At 72.2% G+C, this 18,378-nt stretch carries 15 protein-coding genes and 2 tRNA genes; 6 read left to right on the top strand and 11 right to left on the bottom strand.

Going from position 1 to position 18,378, the window contains the following annotated elements; genetic code table 11:
• Window positions 1-33 precede the first annotated feature (33 nt).
• The 3 genes from mutL to G545_RS13275 are packed head-to-tail and all read left to right on the top strand — an operon-like array spanning window position 34 to window position 3,971.
• The gene (mutL, locus tag G545_RS0102455) at window positions 34-1,911 is read left to right on the top strand and encodes a DNA mismatch repair endonuclease MutL (RefSeq protein ID WP_407059617.1); all 1,878 of its coding nucleotides are present in this window, start codon (window positions 34-36) and stop codon (window positions 1,909-1,911) included.
• A 31-nt stretch (window positions 1,912-1,942) separates the two neighbouring features.
• Window positions 1,943-2,863, top strand: a complete 921-nt coding sequence (locus tag G545_RS0102450; protein ID WP_052106784.1) for a DUF1684 domain-containing protein — start codon at window positions 1,943-1,945, stop codon at window positions 2,861-2,863.
• Window position 2,864: 1 nt separating this feature from the next.
• Window positions 2,865-3,971 (top strand): TraB/GumN family protein, encoded by a 1,107-nt coding sequence (locus G545_RS13275; protein WP_052106783.1) that lies wholly within the window; start codon window positions 2,865-2,867, stop codon window positions 3,969-3,971.
• Here the strand turns inward: G545_RS13275 and rnfB are convergent.
• The 3 genes from rnfB to xseA form a co-directional block, all read right to left on the bottom strand.
• Window positions 3,968-4,387, bottom strand: a complete 420-nt coding sequence (gene rnfB / locus G545_RS13270) for an Rnf electron transport complex subunit RnfB (protein ID WP_052106782.1) — start codon at window positions 4,385-4,387, stop codon at window positions 3,968-3,970. The genes G545_RS13275 and rnfB overlap by 4 nt on opposite strands.
• Before the next feature lie 3 nt (window positions 4,388-4,390).
• Entirely contained in the window at window positions 4,391-6,472 is a 2,082-nt protein-coding gene (metG, locus tag G545_RS0102435; RefSeq protein ID WP_027069000.1) for a methionine--tRNA ligase, read from the bottom strand.
• Between the two features lie 137 nt (window positions 6,473-6,609).
• Window positions 6,610-7,959: an exodeoxyribonuclease VII large subunit gene (xseA, locus tag G545_RS0102430; protein ID WP_027068999.1), complete on the bottom strand. Its 1,350-nt coding sequence runs from the start codon at window positions 7,957-7,959 to the stop codon at window positions 6,610-6,612.
• A 99-nt stretch (window positions 7,960-8,058) separates the two neighbouring features.
• Here xseA and ispG point away from each other — a divergent pair, with 99 nt between their 5' ends.
• Together ispG and G545_RS0102420 are read left to right on the top strand one after the other, a co-directional pair.
• Window positions 8,059-9,324, top strand: a complete 1,266-nt coding sequence (gene ispG / locus G545_RS0102425; protein ID WP_052106867.1) for a flavodoxin-dependent (E)-4-hydroxy-3-methylbut-2-enyl-diphosphate synthase — start codon at window positions 8,059-8,061, stop codon at window positions 9,322-9,324.
• Complete coding sequence (locus tag G545_RS0102420) at window positions 9,305-10,006, top strand: phosphatase PAP2 family protein (RefSeq protein ID WP_027068997.1); 702 nt, start codon at window positions 9,305-9,307, stop codon at window positions 10,004-10,006. Before ispG ends, G545_RS0102420 begins: the two co-directional genes overlap by 20 nt.
• Here G545_RS0102420 and G545_RS0102415 read toward each other — a convergent pair.
• The 8 genes from G545_RS0102415 to rnd all read right to left on the bottom strand — a co-directional run bounded on the left by G545_RS0102415 (window position 9,996) and on the right by rnd (window position 16,341).
• Window positions 9,996-10,886 (bottom strand): DMT family transporter, encoded by an 891-nt coding sequence (locus G545_RS0102415; protein WP_027068996.1) that lies wholly within the window; start codon window positions 10,884-10,886, stop codon window positions 9,996-9,998. The genes G545_RS0102420 and G545_RS0102415 overlap by 11 nt on opposite strands.
• 14 nt (window positions 10,887-10,900) lie before the next feature.
• Complete coding sequence (murB, locus tag G545_RS0102410) at window positions 10,901-11,929, bottom strand: UDP-N-acetylmuramate dehydrogenase (RefSeq protein ID WP_027068995.1); 1,029 nt, start codon at window positions 11,927-11,929, stop codon at window positions 10,901-10,903.
• On the bottom strand, window positions 11,926-12,984 hold the full coding sequence (locus G545_RS0102405) for a quinone-dependent dihydroorotate dehydrogenase (RefSeq protein ID WP_027068994.1): 1,059 nt from the start codon (window positions 12,982-12,984) through the stop codon (window positions 11,926-11,928). Before G545_RS0102405 ends, murB begins: the two co-directional genes overlap by 4 nt.
• A gap of 1 nt (window position 12,985) precedes the next feature.
• Window positions 12,986-13,291 (bottom strand): DUF4190 domain-containing protein, encoded by a 306-nt coding sequence (locus tag G545_RS0102400; RefSeq protein ID WP_027068993.1) that lies wholly within the window; start codon window positions 13,289-13,291, stop codon window positions 12,986-12,988.
• Window positions 13,291-14,823 (bottom strand): L-piperidine-6-carboxylate dehydrogenase, encoded by a 1,533-nt coding sequence (gene amaB, locus G545_RS0102395; RefSeq protein ID WP_027068992.1) that lies wholly within the window; start codon window positions 14,821-14,823, stop codon window positions 13,291-13,293. Before amaB ends, G545_RS0102400 begins: the two co-directional genes overlap by 1 nt.
• A gap of 26 nt (window positions 14,824-14,849) precedes the next feature.
• A tRNA-Arg gene (locus tag G545_RS0102390) sits at window positions 14,850-14,926 on the bottom strand.
• A gap of 130 nt (window positions 14,927-15,056) precedes the next feature.
• Window positions 15,057-15,132: transfer RNA gene (locus G545_RS0102385), tRNA-Ala, on the bottom strand.
• Window positions 15,133-15,171: 39 nt separating this feature from the next.
• On the bottom strand, window positions 15,172-16,341 hold the full coding sequence (gene rnd, locus G545_RS13265; protein WP_052347246.1) for a ribonuclease D: 1,170 nt from the start codon (window positions 16,339-16,341) through the stop codon (window positions 15,172-15,174).
• Between the two features lie 164 nt (window positions 16,342-16,505).
• Here rnd and G545_RS15820 point away from each other — a divergent pair, with 164 nt between their 5' ends.
• Complete coding sequence (locus G545_RS15820; protein WP_027068991.1) at window positions 16,506-18,347, top strand: formylglycine-generating enzyme family protein; 1,842 nt, start codon at window positions 16,506-16,508, stop codon at window positions 18,345-18,347.
• Window positions 18,348-18,378: the final 31 nt, after the last annotated feature.

The raw sequence follows: 18,378 nt of genomic DNA, 5'->3' as shown, positions 1-18,378 counted from the left end.
CGGTCATCGTTGTGACCGCTGCGTGAGGCTATGATGGACGGCCGCTCCGATGGCCGCTCCCGAGTGCAGATCCGCCCGCTCCCCGACACCCTGATCAACCAGATCGCCGCCGGCGAGGTGGTCGAGCGCCCGGCGTCGGTGGTCAAGGAGCTGGTCGAAAACGCGCTGGATGCCGGTGCCGGGCGGGTGGACATCGACCTGGAGGAGGGCGGCACCCGCCTGATCCGCATCCGCGACGACGGGCGCGGCATCGCGCGGGACGAACTGGCGCTGGCGGTGTCGCGCCACGCCACCAGCAAGATCGCCTCGCTGGAGGACCTGGAGGGCGTCGGCACCCTGGGCTTCCGCGGCGAGGCGCTGCCGTCGATCGCTTCGGTGAGCCGCTTCCGCATCACGTCGCGGCGGGAGGAGGACGAGCACGCCCACGCCATCGAGGTCGACGGTGGCCGGGTGGCGCCACCGGTGCCGCGGCCGCACCCGCGCGGGACCACCGTCGAGGTCCGCGACCTGTTCTACAACGTCCCGGCGAGGCGCAAGTTCCTGCGCGCCGAGCGCACCGAGTTCGGGCACATCGAGGAATGGCTGCGCCAGCTCGCACTGGCCCGGCCCCAGGTGGAGCTGCGGGTCACGCACAACGGCAAGCCGTCGCGGCGCTGGAAGGGCGAGGCCGACCTGCTGTCGGATGTGCGCCTGCACGAGACCCTGGGCCCGGAGTTCGCCCGCCACGCGATGCGCGTCGACCACGAGGGCGCCGGGCTGCGCCTGCACGGCTGGATCGCGCGGCCCGCGTACAACCGCGCCAGTGCCGACCAGCAGTACCTGTACTGCAACAGCCGCGCGATCCGCGACCGCTCGGTGGCGCACGCGGTCAAGCTGGCCTACTCGGACGTCATGTACCACGGCCGGCAGCCGGCCTACGTGCTGTTCCTGGAGCTGGACCCGCGCCGGGTCGACGTGAACGTACATCCGGCCAAGCACGAGGTCCGCTTCCGCGACTCGCGGCTCGTCCATGACTTCGTCTACCGCACGCTGCAGTCCGCGCTGGCTGAGACCCGCGCCGGAGCCGATGGGCAGGCAGGGCAGGCCGGCGGGCCACACGTGGCACACCCGGCGGCCGCGCCTGGCTGGCAGCCACAGTCGCAGTCGCACCTGTCGCTGCGCGAGATCGCCGAGGCGCGCGGAAGCTATGCCGCCCTGTATGCCGGGGGGGGCGAGGCCGCGATGGCGGACGGGTCCGGCCAGGTCAGCCAGGAGCACGCCTGGCAGGAGGCGACGGTCCCCGCCATGCCGATGCACGGCGGCGATGCCGTCGCGGCCGAGGCCGGCATTCCGCCGCTCGGCTACGCCATCGCCCAACTGCACGGCATCTACATCCTGGCCGAGAGCCGCGAGGGGCTGGTCGTGGTCGACATGCACGCCGCACACGAGCGGATCGGCTACGAGCGGCTCAAGGCAGCGCACGACAGCGAGGGCCTGCGCAGCCAGCCGCTGCTGGTGCCGGCGACCATCGCCGTGTCCGCGCGCGAGGCCGAGGTGGCCGAACGGGAGGCCGCCACGCTGGCCGAACTCGGTTTCGAGGTCACCCGCGCCGGTCCGCAGTCGGTGGCGCTGCGCGCGGTCCCCGCGCTGCTGGCCCAAGGCGACGTGGAGGCGCTGTTGCGTGACGTGCTCGCCGACCTGCTCGAGCACGGCGCCTCGCGCCGGGTGGCAGGCGCGCGCGATGAGCTGCTGTCGACCATGGCCTGCCACGGCGCGGTGCGTGCCAACCGAAGGCTCACCATTCCGGAGATGAACGCCCTGCTGCGGGACATGGAAGCCACCGAGCGTTCCGGCCAGTGCAACCACGGCCGGCCGACCTGGACGCGGTTCGGCCTGGCCGAGATCGACCGCTGGTTCCTGCGGGGGCGCTGAGATGCGGCCGGCGGCGCTGCTCGCACCCGTGATGATCGCCGCCTTGGCGCTGGCCGCGTGCCAGCCGGGCGGCCTGTTCGACTTCACCCAAGAGGAAACGATGACCCCCGAGCAGATCGCCTTCAAGCAGCGCGAACAGCAGTGGCGCGAGCAGCGCCGCGCGGACCTGTTGGCGGAGGAGGGCTGGGCCAGCCTGGTCGGCCTGCACTGGATCACGCCGGGTCCCTCCTTCATGGGCAGCGACACCGACAACGGCTTGCAGCTGTCGGTCGGCCCCGAGCACCTGGGCATGCTGGACCTGCGCCCCGACGGGCGCCTGCGCTTCGTGCCCGAGCGCGGGGTGCGGGTTGCGGTCGACGGGGCACCGGTGCGGGGGGAAGCCTGGTTGCGCACCGATGCCGAGGAGGGCGGGCCGAGCCGGCTTGAGTTCGATGGTGGCCGCGGCGTCGCCACCGTGATCATCCGCAACGGCCGCCACGCCCTGCGCGTGCGCCACCATGACGCCCCCGCCCGCACCGGGTTCGCCGGCCTGGCCTACTGGCCGGCGGAAGCCGACTGGGTCGTCCCGGCACGCTTCGAGCCGCATCCGGAGCCGCGCACCCTGGAGGTCGCGAATATCATCGGCGGCTTCGACGCCACCCCCAATCCCGGCGTAGTGGTCTTCGAACGCGACGGCCAGGAATACCGGCTGGAGGCACTGGACGGCGGCGACGGGAAGCTGTTCCTGGTCTTCGCCGACGCAACCAACGGCCACGGCAGCTATGGCGCCGGCCGCTTCCTGTATGCGCCGCCGCCGGATGCGGAGGGACGAGTGGAGCTCAACTTCAACCGCGCCTACAACCCGCCCTGTGCGTTCACGCCGTATGCAACCTGCCCGCTGCCGCCGGACGAGAACCGCCTGACGCTGCCGGTCACCGCCGGCGAGAAGGCCTACCAGCCGCGGGGTAGCTGAGGTGGCCGCGATCCGCTGGTGGCGCCGCGGTGCGCGCCGCGCCGGGCTGGGCTTCGGGCTGGTCGCGGCGCTCGCGCTGGTGGGGGCCGTTCCGGCGTCGGCCCAGTCACCCGTGGACGGAGACGTGCCGGACCGGGGCGCGATCATCCCGATGGACCTTCCGCCGGGGCTGGCGGACACCTACGAGGACGGGTACCGCCCGCCGGTGCCGCTGCTGTGGAAGGTCTCCGATGCCGACACGACGCTGTGGCTGCTCGGCGCGTTCCACCTGCTCAAGCCGGGCGACTATCCACTTTCCGTGGACGTGGCCCGGGCCTTCCACCAGGCCGACAAGCTGGTGTTCGAACTGGCCCCGGACGAGATCGACGGCCCGGACACGCAGGCGCGATTCATCGCCGCCGCGCTGTTCCCCGACGACCGCAGGCTCGGCGACGTGCTGCCGGCGGTCACCCGCGAGAAGCTCGCCCGCCTGCTGGCGCGACAGGGTGGCTCGATCGACCACGTGGACGGCTACCAGCCCTGGTTCATCAACCTGTCGCTGGTGCTCGGGCTGGCGCACTCGATGGGGTTCCAGCCGGAGCTGGGGATCGACCGCTTCCTGATGGAGCAGGCCGCGCTTGCGGGCACGCCGGTGGGCGGGCTGGAAACGCTGGAGGCGCAGCTGCAGGCCCTTGCGGGCGCGCCACTCGACGAGCAGGTGCGCGCGCTGCAGGAGTACCTGGCAAGTCCCGAGCAGATGCCCGCACGCCTGGAGGACCTGCACGCTGCGTGGCGCGACGGTGATGTCGACCGGCTCGAGGAGCTGACCCGGCTGGAAATGATGGAGCGGACTCCGGAGACCTACCGACTGGTCAACCTGGATCGCAACGAGGCCTGGCTGGAGCGGCTGGACGCGATGCTCCGGCACGATGCCGGTGACGCCCTGGTGGTGGTCGGCGCGCTGCACCTGCTGGGCGGGGATGGCTTGGTGGAGCGGCTAGCCGGACTGGGCTATGCCGTCGAGCGCGTCTGCAGCCTGTGCCAGGCGGCCGATGCCACGTCACTGCCCGGCGCCGTGGCGCCGGATGCATTGGAAACCGAAGGGGAGGCGCCGCCGCCCGGCGGCTAGGGAGCGGCCGCGCTTGCCGGCGGCAGCATCACGATGCAGTCGACCGGGCAGGCCGGGACGCAGAGCCGGCACCCGGTGCACAGCGGCTCCACCACCGTGTGCATGTGCTTCGCGGCGCCAATGATGGCGTCGACCGGGCAGGCCTGGATGCACTTGGTGCAACCGATGCAGTCCTCCTCGACGACCAGCGCCAGTTCACCGGGGCGGTGCTCGCCCAGGCTGCGGTCGTAGGGCACCGGAGCAATCCCCAGCACCCGGGCCAGCGCACGCGCCCCGGCGTCGCCACCGGGAGGACAGCGGTCCGGCCCGGCCTCGCCATTGGCCATCGCCTCGGCGTAGGGGCGGCAGCCGGGGTACCCGCACTGGCCACACTGGGTCTGCGGGAGCAGGCGGTCGATCCGGTCCGCCAGGCGCATGGCTCAGCGCACCGGCATCCCGGGCTCGGCGGCGGCGTCGGCGTCCAGCAGGGCGAGGGCGCCGGCATCGAAGCCGGCCGACAGGATCATCCCCTCGCTCAGGCCGAAGCGCATCTTGCGCGGCGCCAGGTTGGCGATGAACACCACGTTGCGGCCGACCAGCGTCTCCGGTTCCGGATAGGAGACGCGGATGCCCGAGAAGATCTGCCGGGTGCCCAGTGCGCCGGCGTCCAGTTCGAAGCGCAGCAGCTTGTCCGAGCCTTCGACCAGCTCGCAGGCAACGACCTTGCCGATTCGCAGGTCGAGCTTCGCGAAGTCGTCGATGCCGATGGTATCCGCCACGCCGTCTCCGGCTGCGGGTGCGGCTCCGCCGGACGGCTTGCCGGCCTTCTTCGCACCGTCGACGGTGCCCGCCGCCATATCAGGGGTGGTCTTCATGGAGTCGGTGCTGGCCTCGGTCATGGCGGCGATCTTCTTCGGGTCGATGCGGGTGAAAAGCGGGGTGTAGGGCTGCACGACATTATCGAGCAGGGGTCGCGACACGGCGTCCCAGTGCAGCACCGGCGCGTCCAGGAAGGCCTCGGCGCGGGCGCAGGTGTCCGGAAGCACCGGCCGCAGCGCGGTGTTGAGCACGCGGAACAGGTTCAGGCCCTGGGTGCAGACCGCCTGCAGCTCGGCCTCGCGGCCCTCTTCCTTCGCGATCACCCACGGCTTGTGCTCGTCGATGTAGCGGTTGGCCTCGTCGGCGAGCGCCATGGTCATGCGCAGCGCGGTGGCGGCCTCGTTGCGGCGGTAGGCGGCGTAGATCGGCTCCAGCTGCGCGGCGAAGCGCGAATACATGGCCGGGTCCGGCAGCGCGCCGGCCAGGCGGCCGTCGAAGCGCTTGCTGATGAAGCCGGCGCAGCGGCTGGCCAGGTTGACGAACTTGCCGACCAGATCGGAGTTCACCTTCGCCACGAAGTCGCCCAGGTTGAGGTCCACGTCCTCGACGCCGCCGGAGGTCTTGCCGGCGAAGTAGTAGCGCAGCGCCTCGGGCTCCAGGCCCACGTCCAGGTAGGTGCGGGCCATGACGAAGGTGCCGCGGGACTTGGACATCTTCGCTCCGTCGACGGTCAGGTAGCCGTTGACGTGCAACCGGGTCGGCGCGCGGTGGCCGGCCCCGTGCAGCATCGCCGGCCAGAACAGGCCGTGGAAATTGACGATGTCCTTGCCGATGAAGTGGTGCATCTGCGTGTCGGTGCCCGGCTCCAGGAACGACCAGAAGTCCAGGCCCTCGCGCTCGCATAGCTCGTGGAAGCTCGCCAGGTAGCCGATCGGCGCGTCGATCCACACGTACAGGTACTTGCCCGGGTGGCCCGGGATCTCGAAGCCGAAGTACGGCGCGTCGCGGGAGATGTCCCAGGCGCGCAGGCCACCCTCCGCGTCCAGCCACTCCATCAGCTTGGCCTTGACCCCGGCCGGGGCCACGTCGCCGGCCAGCCACTCGCGCAGGAAGGCCTCGAAACGGGACAGCTCGAAGAAGAAGTGCTCGGACTGGCGCAGCTCCGGCGTCGCCCCGCTGACCACCGAGCGCGGTTCGATCAGTTCGGTGGGCGCGTAGGTCGCCCCGCAGTGTTCGCAGTTGTCGCCGTACTGGTCCGGCGTGCGGCACCGCGGACAGGTGCCCTTGACGAACCGGTCGGGCAGGAACATCCCCTTTTCCGGATCGTAGAGCTGCTCGACCGAGCGCCGGCTGATGTGCCCGGCTTCGTCGAGCCTGCGGTAGAACGTTTCGGTCAGCTGGCGGTTGGTAGGCGAGTGGGTCGAGGAGTAGTTGTCGAAGGCGACGCCGAAGTCGGCGAAGTCGCGCTCGTGGCTGGCCTGGATGCCGGCGATGTACTCCTCGGGCGTCTTCCCGGCCTTCTCGGCGGCCAGCATGATCGGCGTGCCGTGGGTGTCGTCCGCGCACACGAAGTGCGCGGTGTTGCCCGACAGCCGCTGGGCGCGGACGAACACGTCGCCCTGGATGTAGCCCACCAGGTGCCCCAGGTGCAGGGGGCCGTTGGCATAGGGCAGGGCGCAGGAAACCAGGAGCTGGCGGGACATGGCACTCGACGGGAGGGAAACCGCCCGATTATCGCATCCCCGGTGTGCCGTAGGGCGCAATAGCCGACGGCGTATTGCGCCGCACCGCCACGGCATGCCGCCGTTCGCCATCCGGCGCAATACGCCGCCGGCGGCGGCTATTGCGCCCTACGGGCGCCGGTGACGCGGGCGGGGAGGGTGCCGTCGGCGACGCGTACCTGGATCCCGTCGCCGGGCCGGACGTCGTCGACGCTGCGTACCACGCGTCCGTCCGCATGGGTGGTGATCGAGTAGCCGCGGGCGATGGTGGCCAGCGGGCTGGTCGCCTCCAGTGAACGGGCCAGGCCGCGCAGGTGCAGGGCGTGGTTTTCCAGCCTGCGCACCACGGCGGCCTGGGGCCGCTGGGACAGCGCGGCCAGGCGCTCGCGCAGGCGGCCCAGCCGGCGCTGGGGATGGCCGGCCTGCAGCACCGCGCCGGCGTGGCGCAGGCGGGCGCGGTCGCGCTCGAGCTGCCGCTGCCAGGCCGCGCGCAGCCGGCGCAGGGCGTCGGCCTGGCGGCGGCACAGCAACTCCACCCGCGCCTGGGGCCGGCAGGCGTTGAGGCGCAGCGCGGCGCGGTCGGCGCGCTGCATCGCGCGCTGCAGGTGGTGGCGCTGGGCGGCGGCCAGGCGCCGGGCGAGCAGGGCGACCCGGCGCTCCAGGTCGTCGCGACTGGGGACCAGCAGTTCCGCGGCGACCGACGGGGTGGGCGCGCGCACGTCGGCGGCGAAGTCGGCCAGGCTGAAGTCGGTCTCGTGCCCGACCGCGGACACCACCGGCACCGGACTGGCGGCGATGGCGCGCGCCAGCGCCTCGTCGTTGAAGGCCCACAGGTCCTCCAGCGAGCCGCCGCCGCGTGCCAGCACCAGCACGTCGTAGCGCCCGCAGCGGCCGCAGGCCTGCAGCATGGCGGTGATCCGCGCCGCCGCGCCCTCGCCCTGGACGGGCACCGGCAGCACCTCGGCATGGACCAGCGGGAAGCGGCGGCCCAGCACGCTCAGCACGTCGCGCACCGCGGCGCCGGTCGCCGAGGTGATGACGCCGATCCTGCGCGCGTAGGCCGGCAGCGGCCGCTTGCGGCGCTCGTCGAACAGCCCCTCGGCCTGCAGCCTTGCGCGCAGTTCCTCGAAGGCGCGCCGCAGTGCGCCTTCGCCGGCTTCCTCCATGTGGTCCAGGACCATCTGGAACTCGCCGCGGGCCTCGTACAGGGTGACCCGCCCGCGCGCCAGCACCCGGGTGCCCTGGCGGGGCTGGAACCGCAGCCGCGCGGCCTGGGTCCGGAACATCGCCGCGCGGACCTGGGCGCGCTCGTCCTTCAGGGTCAGGTACAGGTGCCCGGACGCCGGCCTGGCGACGTTGCCCAGCTCGGCCTCGATCCACACCGACGGGAAGCCGCCCTCCAGCATGTCCCGGGCCAGGGTGTTGAGCTGGCTGGGAGTCAACACGTCGGGGCGGTCGTCGGTATGCATCGGGCACCTGCGCGAACGGCCCGCCAAGATACCCCACCGCCGCCGGATCCGCCGCGGCCGGGACGCCGCCGCGACGGCCGCGGCCGGTAGAATGACGGGATGAACCACGAAGCCTCCCGTTCCTGCATGCCGCCCCTGTTCGGTCCCGAGGCGCGCCGCGCGACACGCGCGGTACGGATCGGCGGCGTGACCGTCGGCGGCGGCGCCCCGGTGGTGGTGCAGTCGATGACCAACACCGACACCACCGACGTGGAGTCGACGTCGCGCCAGATCGCCGAGCTGTGGCGGGCCGGGTCGGAGATGGTGCGCATCACCGTCAACACCCCCGAAGCCGCCGCCGCGGTTCCGCGGATCGTCGACCGGCTGGCGATGCAGGGCGTGGAGGTGCCGGTGATCGGCGACTTCCACTACAACGGCCACCAGCTGCTCGCCGACGAGCCGGCCTGCGCCGAGGCGCTCGCCAAGTACCGGATCAACCCGGGCAACGTCGGCTTCGGCAAGAAGAAGGACAGCCAGTTCGCCACCCTCATCGAGCTGGCCGCGCGGTACGACAAGCCGGTCCGGATCGGCGCCAACTGGGGCTCGCTCGACCAGGCACTGGCCAAGCAGCTGATGGACGAGAACGCCACCCGGGCCGAGCCCTGGGACGCCGGGCGCGTGCTGCGCGAGGCCCTGATCCGCTCGGCGGTGGACTCGGCCGACCGCGCCGTGGAGATCGGCCTGCCCGCCGAGCGCATCGTCCTGAGCGCCAAGGTGTCCGGGGTGCAGGAGCTGGTGGCGGTGTACCGCGAGCTGGCCACCCGCAGCGACTACGCGCTGCACCTGGGCCTGACCGAGGCCGGGATCGGGAGCAAGGGCATCGTCGCCTCCAGCGCCGCGCTGGCGATCCTGCTGCAGGAGGGCATCGGCGACACCATCCGGATCTCGCTCACCCCCGAGCCGGGGCAGCCGCGGACGCAGGAGGTGGTGGTCGCGCAGGAGCTGCTGCAGACCATGGGCCTGCGTGCGTTCACGCCGATGGTCACCGCCTGCCCGGGCTGCGGCCGCACCACCAGCACCTTCTTCCAGGAGCTGGCCAAGCGCGTGCAGGAGCACGTGCGGGCCAGGATGCCGGAGTGGAAGATCACCCACCCGGGCGCGGAGAACCTGACCCTGGCGGTGATGGGCTGCGTGGTCAACGGGCCGGGCGAGTCGCGCCACGCGAACATCGGCATCTCGCTGCCGGGCACGGGCGAGGCCCCCGCCGCCCCGGTGTTCGAGGATGGCCGGAAGACGGTCACGCTGCGCGGGGAGAACATCGCCAGCGAGTTCGTCGGCCTGATCGACGCCTACGTCGAGCGCCACTATGGCGCCGCCGCCCGCTAACCGGCCCGATCCGTCCCGGGAGCCGACCGGGGGTTGGCTCCGGCGCCATGGCTGGCGCGTGCTGCTGGTGTTCGTCGGCCTGCTGCTGCCGATGTGGGCCTTCGCGGAGCTCGCCGACGAAGTGCTCGAGGGCGAGCCGTTCGCGTTCGACGAGCCGCTGTTGGAGCTTGCGCGCAGCTTCTCCAGCGAACGGCTGGACACGTTCTTCGTGTGGGTCAGCCGCTTCGGCTACGAGTACGGGCTGGTGCCGTTCGACATCGGCCTGGTACTGGTGCTCGCCTGGCGGCGCTACCGGCGCGAGGCCCTGTTCGCCGCGCTGGCCCTGGGCGGCGCGGCGCTGCTGAACATGGGGACCAAGCTGCTTTTCGCCCGCGACCGGCCGTCACTGTGGGACTCGATCGCCCCCGAGGAGACCTTCAGCTTCCCCAGCGGCCATGCCATGGGCACCGCGACGCTGGCCTGGGTGCTGGTGTTGCTGAGCTGGCGCACGCGGTGGCGCTGGCCGGTGCTGGGCGCGGCCATCATCGGGACCCTGCTGGTCGGGACCTCGCGCGTGTACCTGGGCGTGCACTATCCGTCCGACATCCTCGCCGGCTGGGCGGCGGCCAGTATCTGGACCGCGGCCTGCTTCCTGCTGCTGTACGGGGTGCACCGGCGCCCGTGGCGGGCGTCTACTCGGTAGGTTTGTTCGCCGCCGGGGTCGCCCCGGTGACCGGCCGCTGGCGCGCAAGCTTCGCCTCGCGATGGGCGATGTAGCCGTTGGCGGCCAGGATGATCGCCGCCCCGGCGACGGTCCACGCGTCCAGTGCCTCGGCGAACAGCAGCCAGCCGAGCAGGGCGACGATCGGCAGCTGCAGGAAGCTGATCGGCGACAGCGCGCTGACGTCGCCCAGCTTCAGTGCGCGGGTCCAGAACATGTGCCCGGCGGTGCCGAGCACGCCGGCCGCGACCACCCACAGCCAGGTCATGCCCTGCGGCCACTCCCACACGGCCAGTGCCGGCAGGAACGACATCGGCACCCACAGGATGGTCGTCCACAGCACCACCCGGTCGGCCGGCTCGGTCCGGGTGAGCTGCTTGATCTGGATGGCCACCACCGCGCTGATCACGGCCGCGGTGACCGCCACCATGCTGCCCCAGCTGAAGCCCTCGGTGCCCGGCCGCACGATGACCAGCACGCCAATGAAGCCCGCCACCACCGCGCTCCAGCGGCGGGCGCGGACCTGCTCGCCCAGCCACAGCGCGGCGGCGATGGTCACGAACAGCGGCGAGGAGTACGACAGCGACACCGCGTGCGCCAGCGGCAGGTTGGCGATGGCCCAGAAGCCGCAGAACATGGCCGCGGTGCCCAGGATGCAGCGCACGATGTAGCGGGGCAGCTGCTGCGTCTTCAACAGGCCGATGCCGTGGCGGTGCAGCAGCGGCAGCGCGGCCAGCATGCCGAAGAAGGAGCGGAAGAACGCCACCTCGAACGAGTGCAACTGCTCGGAGGCGAGCCGGATCGCCAGCACCATGAAGGCGAAGAACACCGTGCTGGCGAACATCAGCAGGGCGGCGCGCATGGGGACGGATCGACTCACCACTGGTCCCCGACCACGCGCGGTTCGGGTTCGAGCGCCACTCCGAAGCGCTCCTGCACCGAGCCGGCAATGCGCCGGGCCAGCGCCAGCAACTGCGCGCCGGTGGCCTGGCCGTGGTTGACCAGCACCAGCGCGTGGCCGGGCGAAACCCCCGCGTCTCCATCGCGGTGCCCCTTCCAGCCGCAGGCCTCGATCAGCCACGCCGCCGAGAGTTTGCGCAAGGGCCCGTCGCCATAGCACGGCAGTCCCGGGTTCGACTCCACCAGCGCGCCCGCCCGGGCGGCGGGTACCAGCGGGTTCTTGAAGAAGCTCCCCGCGTTGCCGAGCACGGCGGGGTCGGGCAGCTTGCGCCGGCGGATGGCGATGACTGCATCGGCGACATCGCGGGCTGTGGGGCGGTCGATGCCGGCGCGCGCCAGTTCCTCCGCCAGGCCCGCATACGACAGCCGCGGCGCCGCCTCGCGGGGAAGGGCGAACTCCACGGCGGTGACCACGAAGCGGTCCGGGTGCTGCTTGAAGAGGCTGTCGCGGTAGGCGAACGCGCAGTCGGCACGGCTGAAGTCGTGCCAGCGCCCGGTGGCGGGCTCGTAGGCACGCACGGCGTGCACGAATTCGCCGACCTCAACGCCGTAGGCGCCGATGTTCTGGATCGGGGCGGCGCCGACGGTCCCGGGGATCAGCGCCAGGTTCTCCAGCCCGCACAGGCCGAGCTCCAGGGTATGCAGCACGAAGCGGTGCCAGTGGGTGCCCGCCTCGACGCGTACCCGCGTGGCCGGGCCCTGTTCACCCAGGACCTCGACGCGCTGGCCGGTCAAGGCGACCAGGGGCTGCTGCGGGTCGCCGGCGAGCAGCAGGTTGCTCCCGCCACCCAGCACCATCGCCCGTCCGAACTCCGGCCGGGCCAGCAGCCCGGGGAGCGATTCGGGGTCGTCGACCTCGGCGAGCAGGCCTGCGGTCGCGGCCACGCCGAAGCTGTTGCGCCCCTGCAGGGGCACATCCCGGAGGATGCGGAAGGGCAGGCTCATGCGTCCGGTGGCAGTGCGCCGCGGCTGGGCGCGAAGCGGCGGCGGCGGATCGCTTCCACGCATTCGCCGACCAGGATGGGGCCGCGGTAGACCAGGCCCGAGTAGCACTGCACCAGGCTGGCCCCGGCCGCCACCTTGGCCACCGCGTCCGCACCCGACAGGATGCCGCCCACGCCCACCAGCGGGATCGACTCGGGCAGGCGCGTGCGCATCATCCGCAGCACCGTGGTCGAGCGTGCCATCAGCGGGGCGCCGGACAGCCCGCCGGCCTCCGCGGCGTGGCGCTCGCCTTCCACGCCCTCGCGCGAGGTGGTCGTGTTGGTGGCGATCACCCCGTCCACCGCCAATTCGCCCAGGACCCGGGCGCACGCCTCGATATCGCGCTCGCTCAGGTCGGGCGAGACCTTGACCAGCATCGGAACGCGGCGCCCGTGCTTGGCGCCGAGCCGCTCCTGTTCCTCGCGCAGGGTGCCGACCAGGCGCCGCAGCTGCTGTTCTTCCTGCAGCTCGCGCAGCCCGGCAGTGTTGGGCGAGGAGATGTTGACGGTCACGTAGTCGGCGAACTCGTAGACGCGCGACAGCCCGTACATGTAGTCGCCCTCGGCGATCCGGTTCGGGGTGTCCTTGTTCTTGCCGATGTTGATGCCCAGCAGGCCCGGCCCGTCGCGCCGTGCCCGGCCGACGTTGCGCACCAGCGCGTCGACGCCGGCGTTGTTGAAGCCCATCCGGTTCACCACCGCCTTGCTGCCGCGCAGGCGGAACAGCCTCGGCGCCGGGTTGCCCGGCTGCGGGCGCGGGGTGACGGTCCCGATCTCGACGAAGCCGAAGCCGAGCGCGAACAGCGCGTCGATGTGGGCGCCGTCCTTGTCCAGCCCGGCGGCCAGCCCGACGGGGTTGGGGAACTCCAGCCCGAAGGCGCGGGTCGGCAGGGGCTCGGGCGGCTTGCCCAGCAGCGACGGCGCGCGCGCGTGGGCGCGGTCCAGCGCGGCGAGCGTCAGGCCATGGGCGCGCTCGGCGTCGAGGCCGAACAGCAGGGGCCGCACCAGCGAATACACCTCAGCCCCACCCCGCACCGAGCGCGGCCAGGCCCACCAGGCCGCCGAAGAACAGCACCGCCATCAGCACCACGAGCGCGGCCAGCGCCAGGTTGGCATAGCCGAGCACCAGGCCGGCGACGGCCAGGCCGTCCCCGTCCAGGCGCTCCGGCTCGCGCCGGATCTCCGAGCGCGCCAGGTGCCCGCAGACCACCGCGACCAGCGCGGCGACGACGGGCGCCGCCACCCAGCCGAGGATGCCGGCGACCAGGCTGATGATCGCCAGGGCGCTGGTCGACCGGCCGGCCGGGTGGGGCGCGGGTTCCATCAGAGGTCGAACTTGATGCCCTGGGCCAGCGGCAGCGCGTCGGACCAGTTGATGGTGTTGGTCTGGCGGCGCATGTAGGCGCGCCAGGCGTCGGAGCCGGACTCGCGGCCGCCGCCGGTTTCCTTCTCGCCGCCGAACGCGCCGCCGATCTCCGCACCCGAGGTGCCGATGTTGACGTTGGCGATGCCGCAATCCGAACCGGCCGCGGACAGGAACTTCTCCGACGCCTTCAGGCTCTCGGTGAAGATCGCCGAGGACAGGCCCTGCGGGACGTCGTTCTGCATTGCGATCGCCTCGTCCAGGTCACTGAACTTCATCACGTACAGGATCGGCGCGAAGGTCTCGGTCTGGACGATCTCGGCGTCGTTGGTCAGGCCGGTGATGATGGTCGGCAGGACGAAGTTGCCCTTGCGGTCCAGCTTCTCGCCGCCAGTGGCCACGGTGCCGCCGGCCGCCTTGGCCTTTTCGATCGCATCGAGGTAGCCCTGCACGCCCTCGGGGCTGTTGAGCGGGCCCATCATGTTGGCCGGGTCGGTCGGGTCGCCGATCTTCTTCTCGACCTGCTTGTAGGCGGCCACCAGCTTTTCCAGCACGTCGTCGTAGATCGACTCGTGGATGAAGACGCGGCGGGTGGTGGTGCAGCGCTGGCCGGCGGTGCCGACCGCGCCGAACACGATCGCCGGGATCGCCAGCTTCAGGTCCGCGGTCTGGTCCACGATCATCGCGTTGTTGCCGCCCAGCTCCAGCAGCGACTTGCCCATGCGACGGGCGACGCGCTCGCCGACCTGGCGGCCGACCTTGGTGGAGCCGGTGAAGCTGATCAGCGCGATGCGCTTGTCATCGACGAACTTCTCGGCCAGCTCGGTGCCGGCGTCGTTGATCAGGAAGAAGATGTCCGGGAAGCCGCCCTTCTTCAGCGCCTCGTTGCAGATGCGCATGGAGGCGATGGCCGACAGCGGGGTCTTGCCCGACGGCTTCCAGATGCAGATGTCGCCGCAGGCGGCCGCGACGAAGGCATTCCACGCCCAGACCGCGACCGGGAAGTTGAACGCCGAGATGATCCCGACCAGGCCCAGCGGGTGCCACTGCTCGTACATGCGGTGGCCGGGGCGCTCGGAATGCATGGTCAGGCCGTAGAGCTGGCGCGACAGGCCGACGGCGAAGTCGCCGATGTCGATCATCTCCTGGACCTCGCCGTCGCCCTCGGGCTTGGACTTGCCCATCTCCAGCGCGACCAGCGAACCCAGCGCATCCTTGTGCTCGCGCAGGGCGTTGGCGCACAGGCGCACGGCCTCGCCACGCTGCGGGGCCGGGGTGGTGCGCCAGACCTTGAAGGCGGCCTGGGCGCGCTCGATGACCTTCTCGTAGTCCTCCGCCGTGGTGGCGCTGACGCGCGCGAGCACCTCGCCATCGGTCGGGTTCATCGGCTCCAGCACGCCGGCGCCGGTCCCCCGGGCCCATTCGCCGTTGCCGAGGTAGGTGCCCGATTCGGTGTCGTTGAGGCCGAGCGCGGTGAGGACGGGATGGGTCATTGGGTGCTCCTGCAGTTCACGGTGTCTGGCGACCCCGGCACGATTCGAACGTGCGACCTTCCCCTTAGGAGGGGGACGCTCTATCCAGCTGAGCTACGGGGCCGTGAGGCCGGGCATTCTCGCATGAACGCCACCCGCGCCGAAACGCGTTCGGGCGAGGCGGGCACCCTTGGCAAGGCGCTGCGCGGAGCGCGCACAAAAAAACGCCGGCCAGTGGCCGGCGCTTCGAAAGATGGTGGAGCGGAGGAGGATCGAACTCCCGACCTTCGCATTGCGAACGCGACGCTCTCCCAGCTGAGCTACCGCCCCATCGAAGGCGGCAATTCTAGCGGTGCGCCGGGCGTCGCGCTAGCCCCCCGTGCCGCTTCCGGCGAGGATCGGCGCCAGCACCGGTTCCAGCTGTTCGCGGCGCCAGCCCTCCAGCGCGGCCGGCCAGTGGCCCGGGTCCAGCAGCAGGGCCTCCAGGTGCTTGCGCGAGGCCAGCACGCCCTCCGGCACGCCGAGCTCGGCGGCGCGGGCGGCGACGGCCGTCTTCAGCGCCTTCAGGCGCTGCTTGTCGAGCCGTTCCAGGCGGGAGGCATCGGGGAGCTCGGCCTCGTCGGAAAGCGGCTCGTTGAGCACCCGCCAGACCACGCCTGCGAGCTTGCGCGGCGCCTTGGGATGGGCGTCCAGGCGCGACTGCAGCTCGGCCTCGTCGCGCGGTGGCTGGCGGGCGAGGGCGTTGGCCAGCTCGTTGTCGAGGATCCAGGTGCGGGGGCGGTCGGTCTCGCGCGCACGCGCCTCGCGCCAGCGCAGCAGCCGCAGCAGCCGCTGCTGTGCGGCGGGCTCGAGGAACTGCGCGGCGCGCAGGGAAAGGTGGGGCCAGCGCTCGGCGTCGGTGCCGGCCGCGCGCTCGAGCGTCCGTGCGGCATCGTCGGCGAGCCAGTCCAGCCGCCCGAGTTCGCGCAGGCGCGTTTCAAGCTCGTCGTGGAGGGCGAACAGGTGGCGCACGTCGTCGGCGGCGTAGCCCAGCTGCGCCGGCGACAGCGGGCGGCGCATCCAGTCCGAGCGGGTCTCGCCCTTGGGCAGCAGCACGCCGGTGACCTGTTCGACCAGGCGCTGGTAGCCCATGCCGGCATCCATCCCGGCCAGCGCGGCGGCGGCCTGGGTGTCGAACAACGGATCGGGCAGCGCGCCGCAATGATGGGAGAACGCCACCAGGTCCTCGCTGGGGCTGTGCATCACCTTGAGCACGGCGCGGTCGTGCAGCAGTGCCGCAAGGGCGGCGTCCATCCCCGGCACCAGGGCGTCGACCAGCAGGATCCGGGTGGCGCCCTCGGCCTCCAGCGCGATTTGCACCAGCGCCAGCTTCGGCCAGTACGTGCGCTCGCGGATGAACTCGGTGTCCAGGCCGACCCGCGCGGGGCGCGTCGCAAGGGCTGCCTCGAGGGCGGCGGGGGTATCGACCCAGACCGGATCGACGGGGGCGCGGACGCCGGGGGAGGCGTTGTCGGCGGATGTGTTGCTCGAATCGGGCACGTGCGGATGCGCGGGTGCGAAGTTGCCGGGGCAGGCGACAATAGCCTACTTTCCAGTGCAGCCTCAGGGGCGCGCCCCGCTTGGGGTCGCTGCGGGGCAGGGAGGATGATCGCCGGATGCCATCGCCAGCCAACCCCCGCCGACCGGCCCCACCCAGGGCCCGGATGCTGCTCGCCGCAGCCCTGCTCGCGCTCGTCGCCGGGTGCGGGCGTGGCGACGACGCGGCCTCGCCGGTGGAGGAGGGCGGCGATGGCGCGCCGCGACAGACGGCCGGCGACCTGCTGCCCGCCGGTGCCGGCCAGGAGCCCGCGCCACCGCCACAATGGGAACGCCCGGAACTGGACCTCGATGCCGGACAGGCCGAAGAACTGCGCACCCGCGCCGCCGAGGCGCTGGAGGCCGGCGAACTGCTGGATCCGGAGGGCGGCGCGGTCGCGCTGTACCTGGCGCTGGCCGAGCTGTTCCCGGACGACGAGGAGGTCGCCGCGGGACTGGACCAGGCGCTCGACGCGCTGGCGGCGCGCCTGGACGGCTCGCTGCAGGCGCTTGACCACGACCCGTCCGCACTCGGGCCGGCACAGCAGGCCGGCGCGGTGCTGGACGAGCTGCGCCCGGACGACGAAGGCACGCGCGCGCTGCTGGAGCGCCTGGAGCAGGCCCGCCGCTCCCATCACCAGAGCGCGCTCGGCGAGCGTGCGCTGGCCAACGGGGGCGTGTCGCTGGAGGGCGAGATCCCGGCCGAGGCCCACTTCCGCGAAGCGCTGGAGCTGCGCGCGCAGGATGCCCGCGCACTGCAGGGACTGGCGGCCGTGGAGAGCGCGCTGATCCGCCAGGCCGAGCAGGCGGCCGATGACGACGACTATCCGCTGGCACGGCGGTGGCTGGACCGGGCGGCACGGGTGCGGCCGGAGGCCAGCGCCGTCGAGGACGCGCGCCAGCGGCTCGTCGCCGGACGCAGTGCCAAGATCCGCGCGCTGCGCGCGTCCGGCATCGCCGCACTGTCGGAGCCGGACGGCATCGCCGAAGCGCAGCGCCAGCTGGAAGCCATGCTGCGCATCGCGCCGCCGGGCGAGCCTGCTGCCACCGAATTGCGCGAGCGCATCGAGCTGGCCACGCACTACGGCCTGTTCCGCCCCGGCCAGGCGTTCACCGAGGCGTTGTCCAGCGGCGGGCGCGGGCCGGAGATGGTGGTCATCCCGCACGGCGCGTTCCGCATGGGCGCCCCGGTTGGGGAGCCCGGTTCGACCGATGCCGAGCGCCCGGTCCGCGAGGTGCGCTTCGACCGCGGCCTCGCCGTGTCGCGCACCGAAGTGACCGTCGGCGAGTTCCGCCGCTTCATCAGTGCAACCGGCTACCGCACGCGGGCGGTGCGGCGCGGCTACTCGGTCGTGTACGACGAGCGCAGCGGCAACATGGTCCGCCGCAGCGGCGTGGACTGGAGCAGCGACTACGTGGGCGAGCCCGCGGACGACGACCAGCCGGTGATCCACGTCAGCGCCCAGGACGCGGTCGCCTACGCCGAGTGGCTGGCCGAGCAGACCGGACGCAACTACCGGCTGCCAAGCGAGGCGGAGTTCGAGTACATGCTCCGCGCCGGCAGTCAGTCGCCCTATCCGTGGGGCGAGGGGGCGCCGCCGGCGGGCAGTGGCAACTTCACCGGCGGCGGGGACCGCTCGCCGGGCGGGCGCGAATGGCGCAATGCCTTCGACGGGTATTCCGACGATGCCTGGGGCCCGGCGCCGGTGGGCAGCTACGCACCCAATGCATTCGGCCTTCACGATGTCGCCGGCAACGTCAGCGAGTGGGTCGCCGACTGCTGGCACGACAGCTACCGGCGCGCCCCCGCCGACGGTCGGGCGTGGATCAATCCCGGCTGCCGGGACAAGGTGGTGCGTGGTGGCTCGTGGGCCAACTCGCCGGCGCAGACACGCTCGGCCTGGCGCCTGGGCAGCCCGTCCACCACGACCAACGCGCGCGTCGGCTTCCGGGTCGTCCGCGAGATCTGACGCCCGGCCCGCCGGGCCGGGAGTTGCCATG

Source organism: Lysobacter defluvii IMMIB APB-9 = DSM 18482 (assembly GCF_000423325.1).
In the GTDB taxonomy this organism is placed as follows: domain Bacteria; phylum Pseudomonadota; class Gammaproteobacteria; order Xanthomonadales; family Xanthomonadaceae; genus Novilysobacter; species Novilysobacter defluvii.
The sequence above is the reverse complement of the archived record's forward strand: the minus strand, read 5'-3'. Positions and strand labels throughout refer to the sequence as shown.